Origin of the sequence: Rhodobacter viridis, from assembly GCF_003217355.1 — a bacterium.
Classification (GTDB): Bacteria; Pseudomonadota; Alphaproteobacteria; order Rhodobacterales; family Rhodobacteraceae; genus Rhodobacter; species Rhodobacter viridis.
Genome location: NZ_QJTK01000006.1, coordinates 81832 through 100776, shown reverse-complemented (window position 1 = coordinate 100776; position 18945 = coordinate 81832). Strand labels below are relative to the sequence as shown.

Here is an 18945-nt window from a genome sequence, read left to right as displayed (position 1 = left end):
ACGGGGCTGATGTCGTGCGTGGCCTCGGCGATGGCCTCGGCCATGGCGGGGCGGTCTAAACCCGCGCCAGCTCCGCCGCCAGATCGCCATAGCCGGTGAAGCGCCGCTCATAAGCCAGCCCGAGCTTCGCCGCGCTCTCTGCGGCCTTGGCATCCAGCGCCGCATCCTCGGTCTGCGCCAGATAGACCAGCTTTTCGTAATTGCCGAACATCATCGGAATGAGGCTCGGATGCCGGTCAAACCCCATCGGGCGCCAGACGAAGGCGTCGAACTGCCGGACCAGAAAATCGGTCAGGTAAAAGGCGGTGATTTCGCTTTCGGCATGGGCGGCAAAGGTCTCGTTGCCCTCGAAGAAGGCGTAGCAATGCGGACCGGGCACCAGCGCGACGCCGAGCCGCGCGCAGGCCTCGGCCAGCTGCCCGCCGGTGCCGCAATCAGCATAGACGACATAGATCCCATCATAGGCGGGCTTGTGCTTTTCCACCGCCTCGATCACCGCGGCGGTGATCTTCTCGGGCCACAGATGCAGCTTCGCGGGCAGACAGGTCAGGTCGAGATGATCCCAAGCGTTCGCGGTCTTCAGCGCCAGGATCTCATGCGCCAGCGCACCGCAGGCGATCAGCAGCACACGGCCGCGCCCCTCGGGGGCAAGCCCCGCCTCGGTCAGCCCGTCGTCGGAAATCATTCCACCCGCGCCAGAACCCGCATCAGGCCCGCGCCGATCAGCGCGCCGAGACCGAGCGCCGCCATCGGCAACCCGGCCTGCGCGGCCAGAAAGATCGTCAGACCCGCGGCCGCGATCACGGCACAGATCAGCACCAGAAAATGGGGAAGGGGCATCTGCTGCATCGGTCATTCTCCATATCCTTCATATGGGGGGCACGTCGCAAAAGAAAAGGCCCCGAACCAAGGTCGGGGCCCTTCGAATTCGTCGCCAAGACGCTCAGGCGCCCATCTGCCCAGCCTCAGGCGCCCATCTGCCCAGCCTCAGGCGCCCATCTGGTTGTGCTTGCGCGCCACCATCGCCTTGGCCATCTCCACCGTCACGGCGGCGTCGCGGCAATAGGCATCGGCGCCGATGGCCTTGCCGAATTCCTCGTTCAGCGGCGCCCCGCCGACGAGAACGATATAGTTGTCGCGGATGCCCTTTTCCTTCATCGTGTCGATCACGACTTTCATGTAGGGCATCGTGGTCGTCAGCAGCGCCGACATGCCAAGGATGTCAGCCCCTTCGCGGTCCAGCGCTTCCAGATAGTTTTCCACCGGGTTGTTGATCCCGATATCGACCACCTCAAACCCTGCGCCTTCCATCATCATCGCCACAAGGTTCTTGCCGATGTCGTGGATATCGCCCTTGACGGTGCCGATCACCATCTTGCCCATGCGCGGCGCGCCGGTTTCCGCCAGCAGCGGTTTCAGGATGGCCATGCCGCCCTTCATCGCATTGGCGGCCAGAAGCACTTCCGGCACGAAAAGGATGCCGTCGCGGAAGTCGTTGCCGACCACGGTCATGCCGGCAACGAGCGCCTTGGTCAGGACGTCATAGGGCGTCCAGCCGCGCGCGATCAGGATGTTGACCGCCTCTTCGATCTCTTCCTTGAGGCCGTCGTAGAGGTCGTCGTGCATCTGCTGCACAAGCTCTTCGTCGTCGAGTTCCGAAAGGATGATGTCGTCTTCATCGGCCATGGCTGTCTCCTGAGCGTGCTTGACTTTGTGATGCGAAAAAAAGGCTTCGAGTACTTGCCGTTTTGCGACATGCGCCGGTCCGTCCCCGACGCAAGTTGGTTACGGGCAAAATTGGCCCCGGGCGAATCTCTTGCGAAATGTTCTCATTTCGTTCTAATTTTCGCCCATGATGCACGCTTTGCCCTTGCCCCTCGACCTGCCGCCCGCCGATCCGCGCCAGCGTTTGCGCGCGCGGGGCGCGGCTGCGAATCCGGTCGGGCGGTTCGAACCCTATGCAAGGATTGTCGACTCCGACGGCTGGGATCTGGTCGAGGACGAGAAACTTCTGCGCACCGAAGTGAGCGTGGAGCGGCCGAAGTCGGTGATCACGAAGAACCAGAGCCCCGACGTGCCCTTTGATCGGTCGGTGAACCCCTATCGCGGCTGCGAGCACGGCTGCATCTACTGCTTCGCCCGCCCGACGCACGGGTTCCTCGGCCTGTCGGCCGGGCTCGATTTCGAGACCCGGCTGATCGCAAAACCCGAGGCGCCGGACCTGCTGGCCCGCGAACTCTCGAAACGCGGCTATCAGGTGGCGCCGATCGCGCTTGGCACAGCCACCGACCCCTATCAGCCGATCGAGGCGGACTGGGGTCTGACCCGCGGGCTGTTGCAGGTGCTGAGCGATTTCAACCATCCGCTGCTGCTCACCACCCGCGGCGCCGGGGTGCTGCGCGATCTCGACCTGCTCGGCTCGATGGCCAAGCGCAATCTCGTGCATCTGGCAGTGTCGCTGACGACACTCGACGAGGATCTGGCGCGCAAGCTCGAACCGCGGGCGCCGACGCCGCAGACCCGGCTGCGGATCATCCGCGAGGCCGCGCGGGCGGGCATCCCCGTGCGCGTCATGGCCGCGCCGATCATTCCCGGCCTGACCGATCATGCGCTTGAGGCGATCCTGACCGAGGCGCGGCGCGCAGGCGCCAAGGCGGCCGAGATGATCCCGCTGCGCCTGCCCAACGAGGTTGCGCCGTTGTTCGCCGATTGGCTGGCGCGGCATTATCCCTTGCGGGCGGAAAAGGTGCTGAACGCCATCGCCGCCTTCCGCGGTGGCAAGCTGAATGACCCGCGCTTCACCACGCGGATGGAGGGCGAGGGGACCGAGGCCGAGCTGCTCGCCCGCCGCTTCGAGGTCTCCTGCCGCCGCCTCAGCCTCGCTGTGGGGCTGCTGCCGCTCGATTGCACGCGTTTTGCCGTGCCCCCCCGCGCGGGTGAGCAGCTCGAACTGTTCTGACACCTGCGCCTCCGGCAGCGGGGGATGCGTATTTCGTCCAAGAAGAAACCCATCGGCTTCTTCTTGGCAAAAATACGCTCTTTCAAAGAGTTGGATCAGCCGCGACGGCGGCCGCGACGCTCGCGACCGGCGCCATCGTCATCGCCGGTGCCATCCGAGGCCGAAGAGAAAGCCCCGAGTTTCGCGGTGATTTCCTCAAGGCTCGGGCGCGGCCCGCGCGGGCGGGTGGACAGCGCCTCGTGCATCGCCTTCAGATGCACTGGCATCGTGCCGCAGCAGCCGCCGATGATCGTTGCACCGGCGTCGCGGGCGAGGCAGGCGTAATCGCCCATCAGCTCCGGCGTGCCGTCGTAATGGATGTGGCCATCGTGGTATTTCGGGATCCCGGCATTGCCCTTGGCGATCAGCGGGCGCTCGGTCCCGGTGGCGACAAAGCCCATCAGCGTGCGCATCAGATCGGCCGCGCCGACGCCGCAGTTGGCGCCGAAGGCGAGCGGCGGGTTCGGCAGTTTTTCCACCAGCGCCGACATCTGCGCCGAGGTGACGCCCATCATCGTGCGCCCGGCGGTGTCGAAGCTCATCGTGCCGCACCAGTCCATGCCCGCAAGGCGGGCAGCTTCGGCGGCGGCCTTGTATTCTTCGGGCGCCGAGATCGTCTCGACCCAGAGCACATCGGCGCCGCCTTCCTTCAGGCCCTCGGCCTGTTCGTGGAAGATCTCGACCGCCAGCTCATGCGTCAGCGTGCCCATCGGCGCGAAGATCTCGCCCGTCGGCCCGACCGAGCCGCAGACGGCGACCGGACGGCCCGCCTTGTCGGCGACATTGCGGCCGATCTCGGCGGCGATGCGGTTGAGCTCGCGCACGCGGCCCTGCGCATTGTGCAGCTTCAGCCGCGCGGCGTTGCCGCCAAACGAGTTCGTCAGGAACAGGTCCGAGCCCGCCTCGACCGCAAACCCGTAAAGCTTCGCGATCCGGTCCGGATGCTCGACATTCCACATTTCCGGCGGCTCGCCCGAGCTGAGCCCCATGTTGAAGAGGTTCGTCCCCGTGGCCCCGTCAGCAAGCAGCCAGTCGCGGGATTTCAGCAGGCGGGAAAGCGTGTTGGTCATGGGGCCTCTCCTGAACCAAGGTCGGCTTCTCCCTGCCATGGGGCGGGGGAAAGTGCAATTTCCTTTCGTTCAAGATGATCTTGAGGCGAAGACGAGGTTGGGCTGCAATTCCGCGGCGGTCTCGGGCGCGATCTCTGTCGCGATGGCCGGGTCGGGCAGGGGGGCCGGGCGGTGGATGGCGCGGGCGATCTCGGCCGCGGTGAGCATCAGTGCCGCAGGGCTGCGCGCGGCGATGTAGCGGGGCGACAGCTGCGGGCCGAAGCCCATCTTGAACTGGCGCAGACCGGCCGCGCCCTTGCCCTTTTCCGCGCGCCGCCACAGAGCCGCCGCCGGTCCCGTACTGTCCTCCGACCGCGGCGGCAGCGCGGCAAGCGAGAGCCGCTTTGCCCCGGCCTTCGCCGCTTCGGTGATTGCGGTGGCGATCAGCGCCTGCATCGTGCCATCGGGCGCATCGGGGGCCGGGCGCATCAGATCGAGCCCCCATTCCGTCGCAGTGGCATGGAAACTGGCAAAGCCGACCAGACGCCCCTCGGCGTCACGGGCCAGCAGAACCTGCTGCGCCGAGACGTAATCTTCGGCGAAGCGCCCCATCGAAAAACCGCGCTCGCCGCCATGCGCCGCGGCCCAAGCGCAGGCGAGGTCGGTCATTTCGGCCAGCGGCAGCACGCCCAGCGCCCGCGTCACCCGCAGCCCGGATTTCTCGGCCTTGCGCAGCTTGCGCCGCAGCCCGGCGCGGGCGGGGGTGGTCAGATCGAAGCGGGCGGGATCGAGCCAGACCTCGGTCGCCACGGGGGCGACGACCCAGCCCTCGGCCCGGACCTGCGCCGCGACGCGGGGGGAAATCTTGTAAAGACAGGCGCTGCGACCCTCGGCCCGGGCCGAACTTTGCAGCCGTTCGAGCAGCACCGGCACGGGGGCGGTGCCGAAGGGATCCAGCAGCGCCACCAGCGCCCGGCCTGCACGCCCGACCATCCAGCCGCCGTGGCCGCAATCGGTGGGCAGGAGCCCATGCTCGCCCTGCCGCAGCAGGCCAAGCTCTGCCTGCGGGGCGGAAAGGGCGCTGCGCAGCAGCGCGCAGGGCGCCTCGGTCGCGCTCAGCACGGTGCTTTTGCGCAGCACATGCGCCGGGCGCAGCATCACCAGCAACACCGCGACCAGCGCGGGCAGGCCGTAATATACGATCCGCCAGGCAAGGATCGCCGCGATCAGTTCGGGTTGCGAGGTGGCGGGCAGAAGCGAGACGAGGGTGATCTCGAACGGGCCGACGCCGCCCGGGGTGTTCGATACGAGCCCCGCCCCTTGGGCCAGCAGGAACGCCGGGTAAAGCGCAAAAAACGCAAGGGTTTCGAAGCCGGGCAGCAAGGCCCAGAGCGCTGCGGCGGCAAAGGCGGTGTCGAGCGCGGCAAGGCCGAGGATGCGCGCCATCACGGCGAGTGGCGGCAGGCGCAGGGTGAAGCGGCCAAGCCGCAGCCCCTCGGGCAGGACCAGCGTCATCAGCGCCAGCCCGCCGCCCATGACGAGACCGAGGATCGCCAGCCCCTGCACGGCCATCACCGGCAGATGCGGATGGTTGATCGGTGCCACCAGCAGCACCGCCGCGGTCAGCACCGACCAGCCCGCCAGGAAGGTGGCGGCGACGGTCGCGGTGATCTTGCTCGCCTGCGCCAGCGAGGTGTCGGGCAGCATCCGCCAGCGCACCAGCGCCCCGGACACAAGACCGAATCCGACCGTCTGGCCGATCGCGATCGCGGTCCAGCCGCCGCGGCGGGCATGGGCGGGGGCGGTGCCGGTGGCGAGCGCCCGGTGGATCAGCGCATCATATTGCGCGAGCGCCGCGAAAGAGGCGACGGTGGCCGCGATCGCCAGCGCCCAGGAGAGGCCATCCACCTGCGCCAGCGCGGCGAGAATCGCCTCGGTGTCGAGATGGGTGAGCTTGTCGCGCAGCACCCAGAGGAAAAGCACGAGCAGGCCGATGCCCAAAAGCTGTTTGCGCGCCGCGGCGCCAAGCTCAATCCCCTCGGGCAGCAGGAGGCCCCGCACCTCAAGCCGTGCTGCAAAGGTCTTTCTGCTTTGATCGGACATGCTGCCCCCCCCTCGACTGTCGCGAGCGGCAGGATGCGAAAGAAGCGTTAGCAAGCGGTGAAAGGTCGCAGCCTTCCGGCAAATGTGGTTGCCGTTTCTTAACCGTGTTCTGCCAAGGCGAGGGGCGGGGGCGTCACAGTGGCGCGCAAAAACGAAAGCACCGCGCCTTCGGGGAAGGGCGGTGCCACAGACTCCGAAGGCGCCTTGCGGCGCCACCGGCGGTCTTTCGGATCGATCACTCGGCGCTTGCGAGCTGTTTCATCGCTTCGCGCAGGGCCTTTTGCAGGGCCTCGCGGATCGCGGCCTCGTCAGCCTTGCCAGCCAGATCGGCGACAAGCTTGCGCACCACATCGTCTTTCCCGGCCTCTTCGAAATCGGCGGCCAGAACTTCGGCGACATAGGCCTCGAGCGCGTCGCCGGTCTTGCCGAGCAGCCCTGCCGCCCATTGCGCCGCGATCTTCACCGACCGGGCCTCGGCCTTGAAGCGCAGATCGGCGTCATGCGCGAATTTGGCTTCGTAGGCATGTTCGCGGTCGTCGAAAGTGGTCATGATTTCCCCCCTTAGTCAGGCTCTTCACCCAAGATATGGGTTCAACCGCGCCCCGCTGCAAGAAGTAATCCGCCCCGCGCGCGCCGATTGCGCAACCATTGCGCGCGCGGAATGGCACGCGCGACCGGCTTTGCCTTGCGGGACGGGCGCTCTTGCGCTAATGGGCGCGAAGGCAGTGACCGTGTGCCCCGCACGGCCACCCGTTCGATATTGGAGAGCCCATGGCACCGCGTCGCAAGAAAATCTACGAAGGCAAGGCGAAGATCCTTTACGAAGGCCCGGAGCCGGGAACGCTGGTGCAGTATTTCAAGGACGATGCGACCGCCTTCAACGCGCAGAAAAAGGCGACGATCGAGGGCAAGGGCGTGCTCAACAACCGCCTGTCGGAATTCTTCATGACCGGGCTGACGAATGTGGGGATTCCGAACCACTTCATCCGCCGCCTGAACATGCGCGAGCAGCTGATCCGCCAGGTCGAGATCGTGCCGCTCGAAGTCATCGTGCGCAACTTCGCCGCCGGGTCGATCTCGAAACGTCTGGGCATCGAGGAAGGCACCGCGCTGCCGCGTCCGATCGTCGAATACAGCTACAAGAACGATGCGCTGGGTGACCCGCTCGTTCCCGAGGAATACATCGTCGCCTTCGGCTGGGCGAACCAGCAGGATCTGGACGATATCGTCAGCCTCGCGCTGCGGGTGAACGACTTCCTGTCGGGCGTGTTCTTTGGCGTCGGCATCAAGCTGGTCGACTTCAAGATCGAGATCGGCCGGATCTGGGATGGCGATTACATGCGCCTGATCGTTGCGGATGAAATCAGCCCCGACAGCTGCCGGCTGTGGGATGTGAAGACGGGCCAGAAGCTCGACAAGGACGTGTTCCGCCGCGATCTGGGCTCGCTGACCGACGCCTATACCGAAGTGGCGCGGCGTCTGGGCGTGATGCCCGCCAATGCAACGCCGATGAAGCCGACGCTGATCAACTGATCCCGCCGCGCGCGGGGCGAAAGGGGCGGTCCCGCGGGGCCGCCCTTTGCGTTCACAGCACGAAATCGGCCGCGGTCAGGGTCACGAGACCATTGAGCCGGATCACCGCTTCCGCCGCGGTGTCGGCGTCGGTGTCGAGGTAGACGAGCGTGAAATCATTCGCCGTTCCCGCAGCATCGACATGTTCGAACCGGATCTCGCCCTTGCCGGTCGTGCCGAAGGCGGCCGCGCCGATGAAGGTGAAGGCGTTTTCGCCCGACAGGACGGTCGAGGCGTCGATCGCGTGCAGATCGATGCGGTCGACGCCATGGGTGAAATCGGTGATCCGGTCGGCTGTGGTTGCCTCCACGCCTGTTTCACCCGTCGCTGTGAAGATGAAACGGTCGATCCCGGCGCCGCCGCGCATTACGTCGCGACCAAGTCCCCCGTTCAGGGCATCGCTTCCCGCCCCCCCGTCGAGACTGTCGTTGCCGATCTCGCCCTTAATCACATCGTTGCCGAGCCCTCCCACAAGATTGTCGGTACCCGTCCCACCCGACAATGTGTCGTTTCCGTTCCAGCCAAGTATCGTATCGTTGCCTGCGAGACCTGCCAGAGTATTGCCTGCGCCAGATCCGATAATTTTATCCGCGTAAGACGTGCCGCGGGCGTTTTCTATTCCGCTGAGTTCATCGGTAAATAGTTCGTACCCCTCGATCCATGCCATCCCTGCGTGGTTTGTTTCGGCATTCTGTGCCCAAGTATATGGATCGGAATCGACGATAACATATGTTCCGGGCGCAAGAATTTCGTCGCTCGGATACGCATTCCAATAAGCATTGGGTACTCCGTACATTCCCGGTGTCCCTGCTGTACTCCAAGGGCCGTGACTGTCACCAGTCGAAGTGTCTCGGAGGGCAATCGTCCCAGTCGTCAGTGTGCCGTGCATGTTGTTCCAGTGATAAGTCCATATTCTTTCGATCATCACCGTGTTTTCGAAGACAACAGTCGTAGCGCGTGATGGATGATTGTAAACCCCGTAGATATTTCCGTTGTAGAACAATAGACTCAAGGATGACCAATGCAGGCACGAATGCGCGTCTATTCCATCTATATTGGTTTCTCCCAAATTCAGGGAGATGCCCTGAGATGTTGAAAGGTCGCTGTAATCTGCCCAATCTGCAGCGGTGCTGCCAAGGAGGGAACTCGATGAGTCAGTCTTAAAATGCATGTCCAGATTGGATATTTGAGGCATGGCAACGAAACTCCAAGGTTGTTTGATGTCTTGAATTCATGAACTTTGTCAAAGTTACCTCAGGCCGCAAACCTGTCAAGAATTGCGATTCGACGCTTTTCAGGTCTGGGAACCTTCGAACGAATTATTCACAATCTGGCCCGGGATTTCACCCGTTGTCGGAGGCCTGACGGCCCCCGACAAGGTCTGGTCAAAGCACGAAATCGGCCGCGGTCAGGGTGACGAGTCCGTTCAGCCGGATCACCGCTTCCGCCGCGGTGTCGGCGTCGGTGTCGAGGTAGACGAGCGTGAAATCACTCGCCGTTCCCGCAGCATCGACATGCTCGAACCGGATCTCGCCCTTGCCGGTCGTGCCGAAGGCGGCCGCGCCGATGAAGGTGAAGGCGTCTTCGCCCGACAGGACGGTCGAGGCGTCGATCGCGTGCAGATCGATGCGGTCGACGCCATGGGTGAAATCGGTGATCCGGTCGGCGCTTGTCGCGCTGGTGCCGGTCTGGCCCGTCGTGGTGAAGACGAAGCGGTCGGCGCCGGTGCCGCCCGTCATCAGGTCGCGCCCGGCCCCGCCGATGATCCGGTCGCTGCCCGCGCCGCCGATCAACGTGTCGGCGCCGCCCATGCCGTTCATGACGTCGTTGCCGTTCATGCCGTTCGCCTTGTCGGCGCCGCGGCTCAAGGTGAAGTAATCGTTGCCCGAGAAGGCCTGAGCAAAGATCGCGGCATCATCCGCGGTCGAAACGGTGGCCATGGCGTTGTAAAGCGCGACGGCCGACACGTTGATGTAGTAGAAATACGATTGAACGCCCGTGCTGCCGAGATTGATGAAGCTCGTCACCGTGCCGCCCGTCGGGACATCGGCATTGGAAAACGAGATCCCCTCGCCGCAAAGCGCGAGGCCGCCGATGTCCGTTTCGAGAATGACGGCCGAGTCGACGCCTTCCGAGATGTCATAGGCCACCCCGCCGATGATGCCGACCTGCGCAAGCAGCTGGACCGCCTGATCGGGGGTGACGTCATAGAGCTGCGCATAGCTGACGGATGCGAAAATTTCATGCAGGTTGATCGAGGTCAGATCATCTGCGACGTTCAAGACGAAATCGGCCATTGTGTCGTTCCACGGGATGAATGAATGCGCGTGGCTTACCACTTTTGGCCAGCGGCGAGAAGGCGACATCTCGTGCGCGCGCGCAAGCGACGCGTTGCCTCCATCCGCGCTTGCTCCGTTGCGGGGCTTGGGCTATCAGGGCCGCAAAGGACGGGTGCGACCACCTGTCGAGACGCAGCCCCGAGCGAGGAGATCCCGAATGAAAGCCCGTGTGCATGTGATGCTGAAGGATGGGGTGCTCGATCCGCAGGGCGAGGCGGTGCGTCACGCGCTCGGCCATCTGGGCTTCACCGGCGTCGAGGCGGTGCGGCAGGGCAAGGTGATCGAGCTGGATCTGGCCGCCACCGACAAGGCCGGGGCCGAAGCCGAGGTCAAGGCGATGTGCGAGAAGCTGCTCGCCAATACCGTGATCGAGAAATACACCGTCGAGATCTGCTGAGAGCGCCGGGGGCGCTGCCCCCGGACCCCCGGCGTAGTTGAGCCAAGAAGAAGCAGGAGCCCTTTCGCGATGAAAGCCGCCGTCATCACCTTTCCGGGGTCGAACTGCGACCGTGACCTTGCCGATGCTTTCGCGAAAGCGGGCGCCGATGTGGTCCGGGTCTGGCACAAGGACACCGAAATTCCGGCGGGCACCGATGTGATCGGCGTGCCGGGGGGCTTTTCCTTCGGCGATTATCTGCGCTGCGGCGCCATCGCCTCGCGTTCGCCCATCGGGCAGGCGGTGGTCGATTTCGCCGGCAAGGGCGGCCATGTCATCGGCATCTGCAACGGCTTTCAGGTGCTGACCGAAATGGGCCTGCTGCCGGGGGCGCTGATGCGCAATGCCTCGCTCAAGTTCCGCTGCCGTCCGCAGCGGCTCAAGGTGGCGACGACCGACAGCCCCTTCACCCGTCTTTATGCGGCGGGCACCGAGGTGACCTATCCGATCGCGCATCATGACGGCAATTATGTCATCGACGCCGAGGGGCTGAAGCAGCTCGAGGGCGAAGATCGCGTCGCCTTCCGCTACATCGACAACCCGAACGGCTCGACCGCCGATATTGCGGGCGTGCTGAGCGCGAACCGCCGCGTTCTGGGTCTGATGCCGCATCCCGAGCGTGTCGTCGAAGACGCGCAGGGCGGCACCGACGGGGCGGCGCTTTTCCGCACGCTGACCGACATGCTCGCGGTGGTGTGACCGCCGCGCCTTGTTGGGGGCGGCGGCTTCGCCTAAGCTGAGCCCATGACAGCCCTTGCTTCGCGCCCCGATCTGCTTGCCGCTTCCGAGGCCCGCCGTCGCTTTCGCCGGATGGCCTATCGCGCCCTTGCAGGGTTGATGCTGCTTGCCACGGTGCTGGGCGTCTGGTTCACCAACACCTGGCTGACCGAGCGCTTCACCGAGACGACGCGGATGCGCACCGAGCTGCGGCTGGCGCTTTATTCCGGCAACATCCTGTCGGAACTGCAGCGCACCTCGGTCGTGCCGCTGCTTCTGGCGCGTGATCCAGAACTGACGAAGGCGCTTGGCTCGGGCGATTTCTCGACCACCTCGGGGCTGCTCATCGCGGCGCGCGAAGAGGTCGGCGTCGCCTCGATCCGGCTGCTCGACCTGCAGGGCCGCGTGGTGGGGGCGACGGACCGCAACGTGCTCGGCACCGTTTTCGCCAATGCCGCCTTTTTCGTCGATGCGCAGCGTACCCGCGAGACCGTGTTCTCGGCCGTCGAGGGGATCACCGGCGCCACCGAATTCGTCTATTCGCGCGCGGTTCTGGCCGATGGGAAACTCGTCGGCGTGATCGTCGTCGGCGCGGATCTGGCGCGCTATGAACGCGCCTGGGCGGGAATTTCCGATGCGGTCGCGGTGCTTGACAGCGCGGGCAAGATCGTTCTGGCGACGGAACCGCGCTGGCGCGGGCTGACGATGGAAGAGGCGCTGGCGGCTCGTTCTGCTCCCTCGGCGATCGAGCGGGCGCTGCAGGCGACGGCCGACTGGGCGAATGATCCGCCCGACGCCTGGGTGCTCGGCCAAGCCGTGATGCGGACCGAGGCGCGGGTGCCGTTTCGCGGCTGGCGCATGGTCGCCTATACGCCCTATTCCTCGGTGCGCGACCGGGTGAATGCGGTGATCGCGCTCGAAATCATGGGCTTCGCGATCCTTCTGGCGCTGGGGTTCTATCTGATTTCCCGCCGCGCCAAGGTGCAATCCGCTGTCTACCGGCGCGAGTCGGCCGAATTGCGGGCGCTGAACGCGCGGCTCTCGCGCGAGATTGCCGAACGCGAACGGGTGCAAAAAGACCTGTCCTTGGCGGAACAGACGCTCGAGCAAAGCTCGAAACTCGCCGTGCTGGGCGAGATGTCGGCCGCCGTCAGTCACGAACTCAATCAGCCTCTGGCCGCGATGAAGACCTATCTGGCCGGGGCGAAGCTTCTGTTGCAGCGCGAGCGCGTGCCCGAGGCGCTTTCGTCCTTCCAGCGCATCGACGATCTGATCGAGCGGATGGGGGCGATTACCCGGCAACTGAAATCCTATGCCCGCAAGGGCGGCGATGCGGTCGAGCCGGTCGATCTGCGCGCGGCGCTCTCATCGGCGCTGGCGATGATGGAGCCGCAGCTGAAGGCGCGCACGGTGAAGATCGTGCGCAACCTGCCGCGCGGGCCGGTGATGGTGCAGGCCGACCGCATTCGTCTGGAGCAGGTCTTCATCAACCTTTTCCGCAATGCGCTTGATGCGACCAAGGGCTTGCGGGCGCCGCGGATCGAGATCACGCTGGTCTCGGCGGACGAGATGGCGGTGCTCACGCTCTCGGACAACGGGCCGGGCATCACCGATCTGGAAAAGCTCTTCGAGCCGTTCTGGACGACGAAGAAACCCGGCGAGGGAACGGGGCTCGGCCTTGCGATTTCCTCGTCGATCATCGGCGATTTCGGGGGCCGGCTGACCGCGCGCAATGGCGAGGCGGGTGGCGCGGTCTTCGAGGTGCAGCTGCCGCGGCTGACGGCAAGCAGACAGACGCCCGGAACTGGGCGCAGAGGGACGGAGTAGACCATGGCACGGATGATGAAAGTGGCGATCGTCGATGACGAGGAAGACATTCGTCAATCGATCGGACAGTGGCTGGCGCTTTCGGGCTTCGACACCGAGACCTTCTGCTCGGCCGAGGAGGCGCTGAAGGTGATCGGCACTGACTGGCCGGGCGTGGTGATTTCCGACATCCGCATGCCGGGGATGGACGGGATGACGTTTCTCAAACGCCTGATGGGGCTCGACAGCGGGTTGCCGGTGATCATGATCACCGGGCATGGCGACGTGCCGATGGCGGTCGAGGCGATGCGGCTCGGCGCCATGGATTTCATGGAAAAGCCGTTCAACCCGGACCGGATGACGGAACTGGCCAAACGTGCCACGCAGGCGCGACGGATGACGCTTGATGCCCGGGCTTTGCGCCGCGATCTGGCCGAGGGCTCGGCCGTGGTGGGCAAGCTGATCGGGGTCTCGGCGGCGATGGAGCGGCTGCGTGAAGACGTGCTCGACATCGCGCAATCGGACGGGCACGTGCTGATCGATGGCGAAACCGGCACCGGCAAGACGCTGGTGGCGCATGCGCTGCATGCAGCTGGCACGCGGGCGGGGAAGAAATTCGTCACCATCAGTTGCGCGGCCTATACCGAGGAAGCCTTGGCCGAGAAGCTCTTCGGCCCGGTGGCTGAAGGGCTGCCGCTGGTCGAGGAAGCCCGCGGTGGCACGCTGGTGCTCGAGGATATCGAGGCGCTCTCGACCGGGTTGCAGGCGCGTCTTCTGACGGTCTTGAACGAGCAGGGCACGCCCGCCGAGACCCGCGTCGTGGCGATCTGCAATGCGCATGGCGAGGGGCGCACGCTGGAAGACGTGCTGCGCCCCGATCTGTTCTTCCGCCTCGCCGCGCACAAGCTGACGCTGCCGCCCTTGCGCGCGCGCGGCGAGGATGTGCTGACGCTCTTCACCCGGATGACCGAGGCGTTTGCCGATGATTACGGCTGCGAGCCGCCCGAGGTCAGCGCGCAGGAAGCGGCGCAACTCCTTCAGGCGCCTTGGCCCGGCAACGTGCGCCAGTTGATCAACGTCGCCGAACGCGCGGTGCTGCAGGCGCGGCGCGGTTCGGGCTCGATCGCGTCCTTGCTGATGGCGGAGACCGACGAGGCGGGCACGGCGATGACGACCGAGGGCAAGCCGCTGAAGGAATATGTCGAAAGCTTCGAGAAGATGCTGATCGACAACACGATGCGCCGCCACAAGGGCTCGATCTCAGCGGTAATGGAAGAGCTGTGCCTGCCGCGCCGCACGCTCAACGAAAAGATGGCGAAATACGGCCTGAGCCGCGGCGATTACACCTGAAGGGCGCAGGGGCGCCGCCCCCTCTTTTGGCTGCGCCAAAATTCACCCCCGGCGTATTTGTACCAAGAAGATGCATCGGTTTCTTCTTGGCGCAAATACGCCGGGGGAGGCCGCTTGCGGCCGGGGGCGGAGCCCCCGCGCGCGGGTCCGATTTAGCGTTAACCGTTTCTTGACGAAAAACCGATTGTGTTTGTGTCATTTGCGTTGATATTGTCGCAGTGTCGGCAGGACTCTCATCCTGCTCACGGAATTCGCTGATTTCCGGGTCTGAGCCTTCGCGAGCGCGAGGCGGGCCTTGGATCATCCGATTGGTCGCAAGACCGCACTCTTGCCCCCGGGGCTTTGCTGTCAGGGGGGTTGCAAATCGGCGCGGGGCGGCAAGCCCGGCGCTTGGGAAGAACCGCGATGGGTTGCACGGCAACGGGATGGGTGATGACGGGCGGGCCGCTGACGGCCGCCGCCGCCCATGACTGTGTGTGCACCCGAGCCTCAACGACAAACCATGCCCCGCCCGCCTTGTCCGCAAGGCCAAGGTGCGACGCGGCGTGCGGAAACAGGATTAATGGCAAAGAAGATGCTTATCGATGCCACCCACGCGGAAGAGACCCGCGTCGTGGTGGTGGACGGAAACAAGGTCGACGAGTTTGACTTTGAAACAGTAAACAAGCGGCAGCTCGCCGGGAACATCTATCTGGCGAAAGTGACACGGGTGGAGCCTTCGCTTCAGGCCGCCTTCGTCGATTACGGCGGAAACCGCCACGGCTTCCTTGCCTTCGCCGAGATCCATCCCGATTACTACCAGATCCCGGTCGCCGACCGTCAGGCGCTTCTGGAAGAAGAACGCCTGGCCGCCGAGGCCGAAGAGGCCGAGGAAAACCGATCGCGTTCGCGCCGCTCGCGCTCGCGCTCCGGCTCTTCCCGCTCGGGTGGTCAGCAGGCCCGGGCCGAGAAGGCCGCGGGCACCGACGCCGTCGTGCGCTCGGAAGACATTCCGGGCATGGCGGTGATCGACGAAGCCGCGCCGGGTGAAGAGGCCGAGACGCTTGAAGGCGCGGTCCTTGAGGTCGAGGCCGTCGAGATCGTCGAAGCGGTGATCGAGGAGAGCGTCGCCGTCGAAGAGATCGAGGATGCGGCGGACGCCGAGATCGAAGCCGTCGAGGAGGGCGAAGACGCCCCGCGCGAGGCCGAAGAAGATCACGAGCATGACCACGATCACCACGTCCACCCGGTCGATGACGAGATCGAGTCGGTGGCCGAAGAGGACGTGGCCGAGGAAATCCATGCGCCGCGCCGTCCGCGCGCGCGTCGCTACAAGATCCAGGAAGTCATCAAGGTCCGCCAGATCATGCTGGTGCAGGTGGTGAAGGAAGAGCGCGGCAACAAGGGCGCGGCGCTGACCACTTACCTGTCGCTTGCCGGTCGCTACTGCGTGCTGATGCCGAACACCGCCCGCGGCGGTGGCATTTCGCGCAAGATCACCAACGCCGCCGATCGCAAGAAGCTGAAGGAAATCGCGTCCGAGATGGAGGTGCCGCAAGGCGCCGGGCTGATCATCCGCACCGCGGGCAGCCAGCGCACCCGCACCGAGATCCGCCGCGACTATGAATATCTGATGCGGCTGTGGGAACAGATCCGCGAGCTGACGCTGAAATCGATCGCCCCCGCCCCGATTTACGAGGAAGGCGATCTGATCAAGCGCTCGATCCGCGATCTTTACTCGAAAGACATCGACGAGGTTCTGGTCGAGGGCGAGCGCGGCTACCGCGTCGCCAAGGACTTCATGAAGATGATCATGCCGTCCCACGCCAAGAACGTGAAGCATTACAACGAGCAGCTGCCGCTGTTCGCGCGCTTCCAGGTCGAGAGCTATCTCGCCTCGATGTTCAACCCGGTGGTGCAGCTGAAATCGGGCGGTTACATCGTCATCGGCGTGACCGAGGCGCTCGTCGCCATCGACGTCAACTCGGGCCGCGCCACTAAGGAAGGCTCGATCGAGGAAACCGCGCTCAAGACCAACCTTGAAGCCGCCGAGGAAATCAGCCGTCAGCTGCGCCTGCGCGACCTGGCCGGTCTGATCGTCATCGACTTCATCGACATGGAAGAGCGCAAGAACAACGCCGCCGTCGAGAAGCGTCTGAAAGAGAAGCTCAAAACCGACCGCGCGCGGATTCAGGTCGGCCGGATCTCGGGCTTTGGGCTGATGGAGATGTCGCGTCAGCGGCTGCGTCCGGGGATGCTGGAAAGCACCACGCAGCCCTGCCCGCATTGCCACGGCACCGGGCTGATCCGCTCGGATGACAGCCTGGCGCTGCAGGTGCTGCGCGCGATCGAGGAAGAGGGCACGCGCAAGCGGAGCCGCGAGGTGCTGGTGAAGTGCCCCGTCGCGGTCGCCAACTATCTGATGAACGCCAAGCGCGAACATATCGCCTCGATCGAGGCGCGCTACGGCATGGCGGTGCGGATCGAAGCCGATCCGAGCCTTGTCAGCCCGGATTTCTCGATCGAGAAGTTCAAGACCGCGACCCGGATCGTGCCGGAGGTGCAATCCGCCGTCGTCCACGCCAGCGCCGAGCTGATGGCGGAGATCGACGAGGAAGAGATCGCCGAGGACGACGAGGACGAGGTCGAAGAGGCGGAAGCCGCGGTGGCTGCGGCGGCTTCGGGTGAGCCGGGCGAAGGGTCGCCGAAGAAGAAGAAGCGTCGTCGGCGTCGGCGGAAGAAATCGGGGGCTCCGGGCACCGGCGCCGAGGCTTCGGCCGAGGGCGACGAGTCCGATGATGGCGAGGACGATGGTGAGGACGAAGGCGACGACACCTCGGACGAGGATGCCGCCGAAGACGCCGCCCGCGCCGCTGCGGCTGCGGAACTGGCCGATGTGAGCCTGCCCACGGTCGAGGCCGAGGCGGAAGCTGCTGCGACCGTCGCCGAAGAGCCCGCTGCTGCGGAAGCTGCGCCCGAAGAAGCGGCCCCGAAGACGAGCCGCTCGCGGTCGTCGCGGTCGCGGTCGAGCAAGGCGAAGAAGGAGGCCGAGGCCACCGAGGGCGCCGAGCCTGCGGAAGCGCCGGTGAAGAAGCCTCGCACCCGCACGACCTCGAAGGCGAAGAAGGAAGCGGAAGCGGCCGTCGCCGCGGCGGCTGCGGCCGAAGCGGAAGCGCCTGTTGCGGCTCCTGAAGTGGTCGAAGCTCCGGCCCCGGTCGAAGCGGTGATCGACGCCGCCCCGGGTGTCGAAGCGGCACCCGAGCCGGTGGCGGAGCCTGTGTCCGCGCCGGTCGTGGAAGTCGCGCCCGAGCCCGTGGTCGAAGCGGCCCCGGAGGTTGCGGCTGAGCCCGAGGCCGAGACCGAGCCGACGGAGCCCGAAGATCCGAAGCCGAAGAAACGTGGCTGGTGGTCGCTCGGCTAAGCCAAGCAGGGAATGAAACGAAACGCCGGGCCTTGGCCCGGCGTTTTGCATTCAGGGGTCAGGTTTCGGGATCGGGGCGGTCCGGGCCGCGGGCGACGCGATAGACCAGCACGCCTGCCACATCTTCGGCCGAGACGAGCCGATGCCCGCTTTGGGAACAGAAATGCGGCACGTCGATCCAGCTTGCGCGATCAGTCGCCTGCATCTCCACCACCGCCCCCTCGGGCAGGGCGCGCAGGGCTTTCGCCAGCCGCAGCACCGGCAGCGGGCACAGAAGACCGCGCAGATCGAGCGAAAGGGCAGGGGGCATCGTCATGCCTTCGGCCTAGCGCGGCCCCGCCGGCCTGTCCACGTCAATGTGACCCGTGCCCCGGTGACGCCGGGCCGCAGCCCTGCTAGAAAACGTCCATGACGCCGACTGATCTTCTTTTCGACGCGGGCTTCCTGACCGCAGCCGCCACCGCCTTCGTGGCGGGTTTGCTGTCGTTCCTCAGCCCCTGCGTGCTGCCGATCGTGCCGCCCTATCTTGCCTATATGGGCGGGGTGACGGTGAGCGAAATGGGCGGTGGGCAATCCGCCGCGCGCGGCCGGGTGCTCTTGGCGGCGCTGTTTTTCGTGCTTGGCCTCTCCACCGTCTTTCTGATGATGGGGCTCGGCGCCTCTGCGCTGGGTCATGCGCTTGGCGCCTGGAAGGACACGCTGGCGAAAATCTCCGCCATCGTCGTGATGATCTTTGGCGCGCATTTCATCGGCGTCTATCGAATCGGCTTTCTCGACCGCGAGATGCGCTTTGACACCGGCGATCAGGGCGGCTCGGCGCTTGGCGCCTATCTGCTTGGCCTCGCCTTCGCCTTCGGCTGGACCCCCTGCCTTGGCCCGGTGCTGGGCACGATCGCCTCGATGGCGATGGCCGAGGGCACGATCGGTCGCGGCATGGGGCTGCTCTCCGCCTATGCGGCGGGGCTTGGTCTGCCCTTCCTCGCCGTCGCCGCCTTCTTCCCGAGCCTTGGCGGTGCGCTGGCCTTCATGCGCCGCAACATGGGCCGGATCGAGAAAATCTCGGGCCTGCTGTTGTGGACCATCGGCCTGATGATGCTGACCGGGCAGCTGTCGGATCTGTCGTTCTGGCTCTTGGACACCTTCCCGTCGCTGGCGGAACTCGGCTGATCCCGCAA

17 protein-coding genes are annotated in these 18945 nt (G+C 65.3%); 8 read left to right on the top strand and 9 right to left on the bottom strand.

Annotation, left to right across the window (positions count from 1 at the left end):
• Positions 1 to 55: 55 nt before the first annotated feature.
• The 3 genes from C8J30_RS09700 to C8J30_RS09695 form a co-directional block, all read right to left on the bottom strand.
• On the bottom strand, positions 56 to 685 hold the full coding sequence (locus tag C8J30_RS09700) for a DUF1638 domain-containing protein (protein WP_110805650.1): 630 nt from the start codon (positions 683 to 685) through the stop codon (positions 56 to 58).
• On the bottom strand, positions 682 to 849 hold the full coding sequence (locus tag C8J30_RS18605) for a hypothetical protein (protein ID WP_181420844.1): 168 nt from the start codon (positions 847 to 849) through the stop codon (positions 682 to 684). The genes C8J30_RS09700 and C8J30_RS18605 overlap by 4 nt, the downstream gene beginning before the upstream one ends.
• Positions 850 to 987: 138 nt before the next feature.
• Entirely contained in the window at positions 988 to 1686 is a 699-nt protein-coding gene (locus C8J30_RS09695) for a corrinoid protein (protein WP_110805649.1), read from the bottom strand.
• Positions 1687 to 1852: 166 nt separating this feature from the next.
• On the opposite strand from C8J30_RS09695, the gene C8J30_RS09690 reads away from it, so the two are divergent.
• Positions 1853 to 2959 (top strand): PA0069 family radical SAM protein, encoded by a 1107-nt coding sequence (locus C8J30_RS09690; RefSeq protein WP_110805648.1) that lies wholly within the window; start codon positions 1853 to 1855, stop codon positions 2957 to 2959.
• Between the two features lie 95 nt (positions 2960 to 3054).
• Here the strand turns inward: C8J30_RS09690 and bmt are convergent, their stop codons facing one another.
• The 3 genes from bmt to C8J30_RS09675 all read right to left on the bottom strand — a co-directional run bounded on the left by bmt (position 3055) and on the right by C8J30_RS09675 (position 6700).
• On the bottom strand, positions 3055 to 4068 hold the full coding sequence (gene bmt, locus C8J30_RS09685; RefSeq protein WP_110805647.1) for a betaine--homocysteine S-methyltransferase: 1014 nt from the start codon (positions 4066 to 4068) through the stop codon (positions 3055 to 3057).
• A gap of 69 nt (positions 4069 to 4137) precedes the next feature.
• Positions 4138 to 6150: a bifunctional lysylphosphatidylglycerol flippase/synthetase MprF gene (locus tag C8J30_RS09680; protein ID WP_110805646.1), complete on the bottom strand. Its 2013-nt coding sequence runs from the start codon at positions 6148 to 6150 to the stop codon at positions 4138 to 4140.
• 235 nt (positions 6151 to 6385) lie between these two features.
• Positions 6386 to 6700 (bottom strand): DUF1476 domain-containing protein, encoded by a 315-nt coding sequence (locus C8J30_RS09675; protein ID WP_110805645.1) that lies wholly within the window; start codon positions 6698 to 6700, stop codon positions 6386 to 6388.
• 221 nt (positions 6701 to 6921) lie between these two features.
• Between C8J30_RS09675 and purC the strand changes: the two genes are divergently transcribed.
• The gene (purC, locus tag C8J30_RS09670) at positions 6922 to 7683 is read left to right on the top strand and encodes a phosphoribosylaminoimidazolesuccinocarboxamide synthase (protein ID WP_110805644.1); all 762 of its coding nucleotides are present in this window, start codon (positions 6922 to 6924) and stop codon (positions 7681 to 7683) included.
• A gap of 52 nt (positions 7684 to 7735) precedes the next feature.
• On the opposite strand, the gene C8J30_RS09665 is transcribed toward purC, so the two are convergent.
• A complete protein-coding gene (locus tag C8J30_RS09665) occupies positions 7736 to 8389 on the bottom strand; it encodes a M10 family metallopeptidase C-terminal domain-containing protein (RefSeq protein ID WP_220033715.1) in 654 nt (217 codons plus the stop codon).
• Between the two features lie 718 nt (positions 8390 to 9107).
• A complete protein-coding gene (locus tag C8J30_RS09660; protein ID WP_181420834.1) occupies positions 9108 to 10019 on the bottom strand; it encodes a calcium-binding protein in 912 nt (303 codons plus the stop codon).
• 199 nt (positions 10020 to 10218) lie between these two features.
• Between C8J30_RS09660 and purS the strand changes: the two genes are divergently transcribed.
• From purS to C8J30_RS09635, 5 genes are all read left to right on the top strand, one after another.
• Positions 10219 to 10458 carry a phosphoribosylformylglycinamidine synthase subunit PurS gene (gene purS, locus C8J30_RS09655; RefSeq protein ID WP_110805641.1) on the top strand — a complete coding sequence of 80 codons (240 nt, stop codon included), beginning with the start codon at positions 10219 to 10221 and terminating at the stop codon, positions 10456 to 10458.
• A gap of 69 nt (positions 10459 to 10527) precedes the next feature.
• Complete coding sequence (gene purQ / locus C8J30_RS09650; RefSeq protein ID WP_110805640.1) at positions 10528 to 11196, top strand: phosphoribosylformylglycinamidine synthase subunit PurQ; 669 nt, start codon at positions 10528 to 10530, stop codon at positions 11194 to 11196.
• A gap of 111 nt (positions 11197 to 11307) precedes the next feature.
• Positions 11308 to 13041, top strand: coding sequence for a sensor histidine kinase (locus C8J30_RS09645; RefSeq protein WP_245909755.1), 1734 nt, complete (start codon positions 11308 to 11310; stop codon positions 13039 to 13041).
• Between the two features lie 3 nt (positions 13042 to 13044).
• Positions 13045 to 14370: a sigma-54-dependent transcriptional regulator gene (locus C8J30_RS09640; protein ID WP_110805638.1), complete on the top strand. Its 1326-nt coding sequence runs from the start codon at positions 13045 to 13047 to the stop codon at positions 14368 to 14370.
• 562 nt (positions 14371 to 14932) lie between these two features.
• Complete coding sequence (locus tag C8J30_RS09635) at positions 14933 to 17770, top strand: Rne/Rng family ribonuclease (protein WP_110805637.1); 2838 nt, start codon at positions 14933 to 14935, stop codon at positions 17768 to 17770.
• 58 nt (positions 17771 to 17828) lie between these two features.
• On the opposite strand, the gene C8J30_RS09630 is transcribed toward C8J30_RS09635, so the two are convergent.
• Positions 17829 to 18086, bottom strand: a complete 258-nt coding sequence (locus C8J30_RS09630; RefSeq protein WP_110805636.1) for a sulfurtransferase TusA family protein — start codon at positions 18084 to 18086, stop codon at positions 17829 to 17831.
• A gap of 92 nt (positions 18087 to 18178) precedes the next feature.
• Between C8J30_RS09630 and C8J30_RS09625 the strand changes: the two genes are divergently transcribed.
• Positions 18179 to 18937 carry a cytochrome c biogenesis CcdA family protein gene (locus C8J30_RS09625; protein ID WP_110805635.1) on the top strand — a complete coding sequence of 253 codons (759 nt, stop codon included), beginning with the start codon at positions 18179 to 18181 and terminating at the stop codon, positions 18935 to 18937.
• Positions 18938 to 18945 lie beyond the last annotated feature (8 nt).

Excerpts from the sequence above, each read along its gene's own strand:
- purC (WP_110805644.1), top strand. The coding sequence starts at position 6,922 with ATGGCACCGCGTCGCAAGAAAATCTACGAAGGCAAGGCGAAGATCCTT.
- C8J30_RS09680 (WP_110805646.1), bottom strand. The coding sequence starts at position 6,150 with ATGTCCGATCAAAGCAGAAAGACCTTTGCAGCACGGCTTGAGGTGCGG.
- C8J30_RS09675 (WP_110805645.1), bottom strand. The coding sequence starts at position 6,700 with ATGACCACTTTCGACGACCGCGAACATGCCTACGAAGCCAAATTCGCG.
- C8J30_RS18605 (WP_181420844.1), bottom strand. The coding sequence starts at position 849 with ATGCAGCAGATGCCCCTTCCCCATTTTCTGGTGCTGATCTGTGCCGTG.
- C8J30_RS09645 (WP_245909755.1), top strand. The coding sequence starts at position 11,308 with ATGGCCTATCGCGCCCTTGCAGGGTTGATGCTGCTTGCCACGGTGCTG.
- bmt (WP_110805647.1), bottom strand. The coding sequence starts at position 4,068 with ATGACCAACACGCTTTCCCGCCTGCTGAAATCCCGCGACTGGCTGCTT.
- C8J30_RS09695 (WP_110805649.1), bottom strand. The coding sequence starts at position 1,686 with ATGGCCGATGAAGACGACATCATCCTTTCGGAACTCGACGACGAAGAG.
- C8J30_RS09635 (WP_110805637.1), top strand. The coding sequence starts at position 14,933 with ATGGCAAAGAAGATGCTTATCGATGCCACCCACGCGGAAGAGACCCGC.
- C8J30_RS09625 (WP_110805635.1), top strand. The coding sequence starts at position 18,179 with ATGACGCCGACTGATCTTCTTTTCGACGCGGGCTTCCTGACCGCAGCC.
- C8J30_RS09630 (WP_110805636.1), bottom strand. The coding sequence starts at position 18,086 with ATGACGATGCCCCCTGCCCTTTCGCTCGATCTGCGCGGTCTTCTGTGC.
- purS (WP_110805641.1), top strand. The coding sequence starts at position 10,219 with ATGAAAGCCCGTGTGCATGTGATGCTGAAGGATGGGGTGCTCGATCCG.
- C8J30_RS09700 (WP_110805650.1), bottom strand. The coding sequence starts at position 685 with ATGATTTCCGACGACGGGCTGACCGAGGCGGGGCTTGCCCCCGAGGGG.
- C8J30_RS09665 (WP_220033715.1), bottom strand. The coding sequence starts at position 8,389 with ATGGCATGGATCGAGGGGTACGAACTATTTACCGATGAACTCAGCGGA.
- purQ (WP_110805640.1), top strand. The coding sequence starts at position 10,528 with ATGAAAGCCGCCGTCATCACCTTTCCGGGGTCGAACTGCGACCGTGAC.
- C8J30_RS09660 (WP_181420834.1), bottom strand. The coding sequence starts at position 10,019 with ATGGCCGATTTCGTCTTGAACGTCGCAGATGATCTGACCTCGATCAAC.
- C8J30_RS09690 (WP_110805648.1), top strand. The coding sequence starts at position 1,853 with ATGATGCACGCTTTGCCCTTGCCCCTCGACCTGCCGCCCGCCGATCCG.
- C8J30_RS09640 (WP_110805638.1), top strand. The coding sequence starts at position 13,045 with ATGGCACGGATGATGAAAGTGGCGATCGTCGATGACGAGGAAGACATT.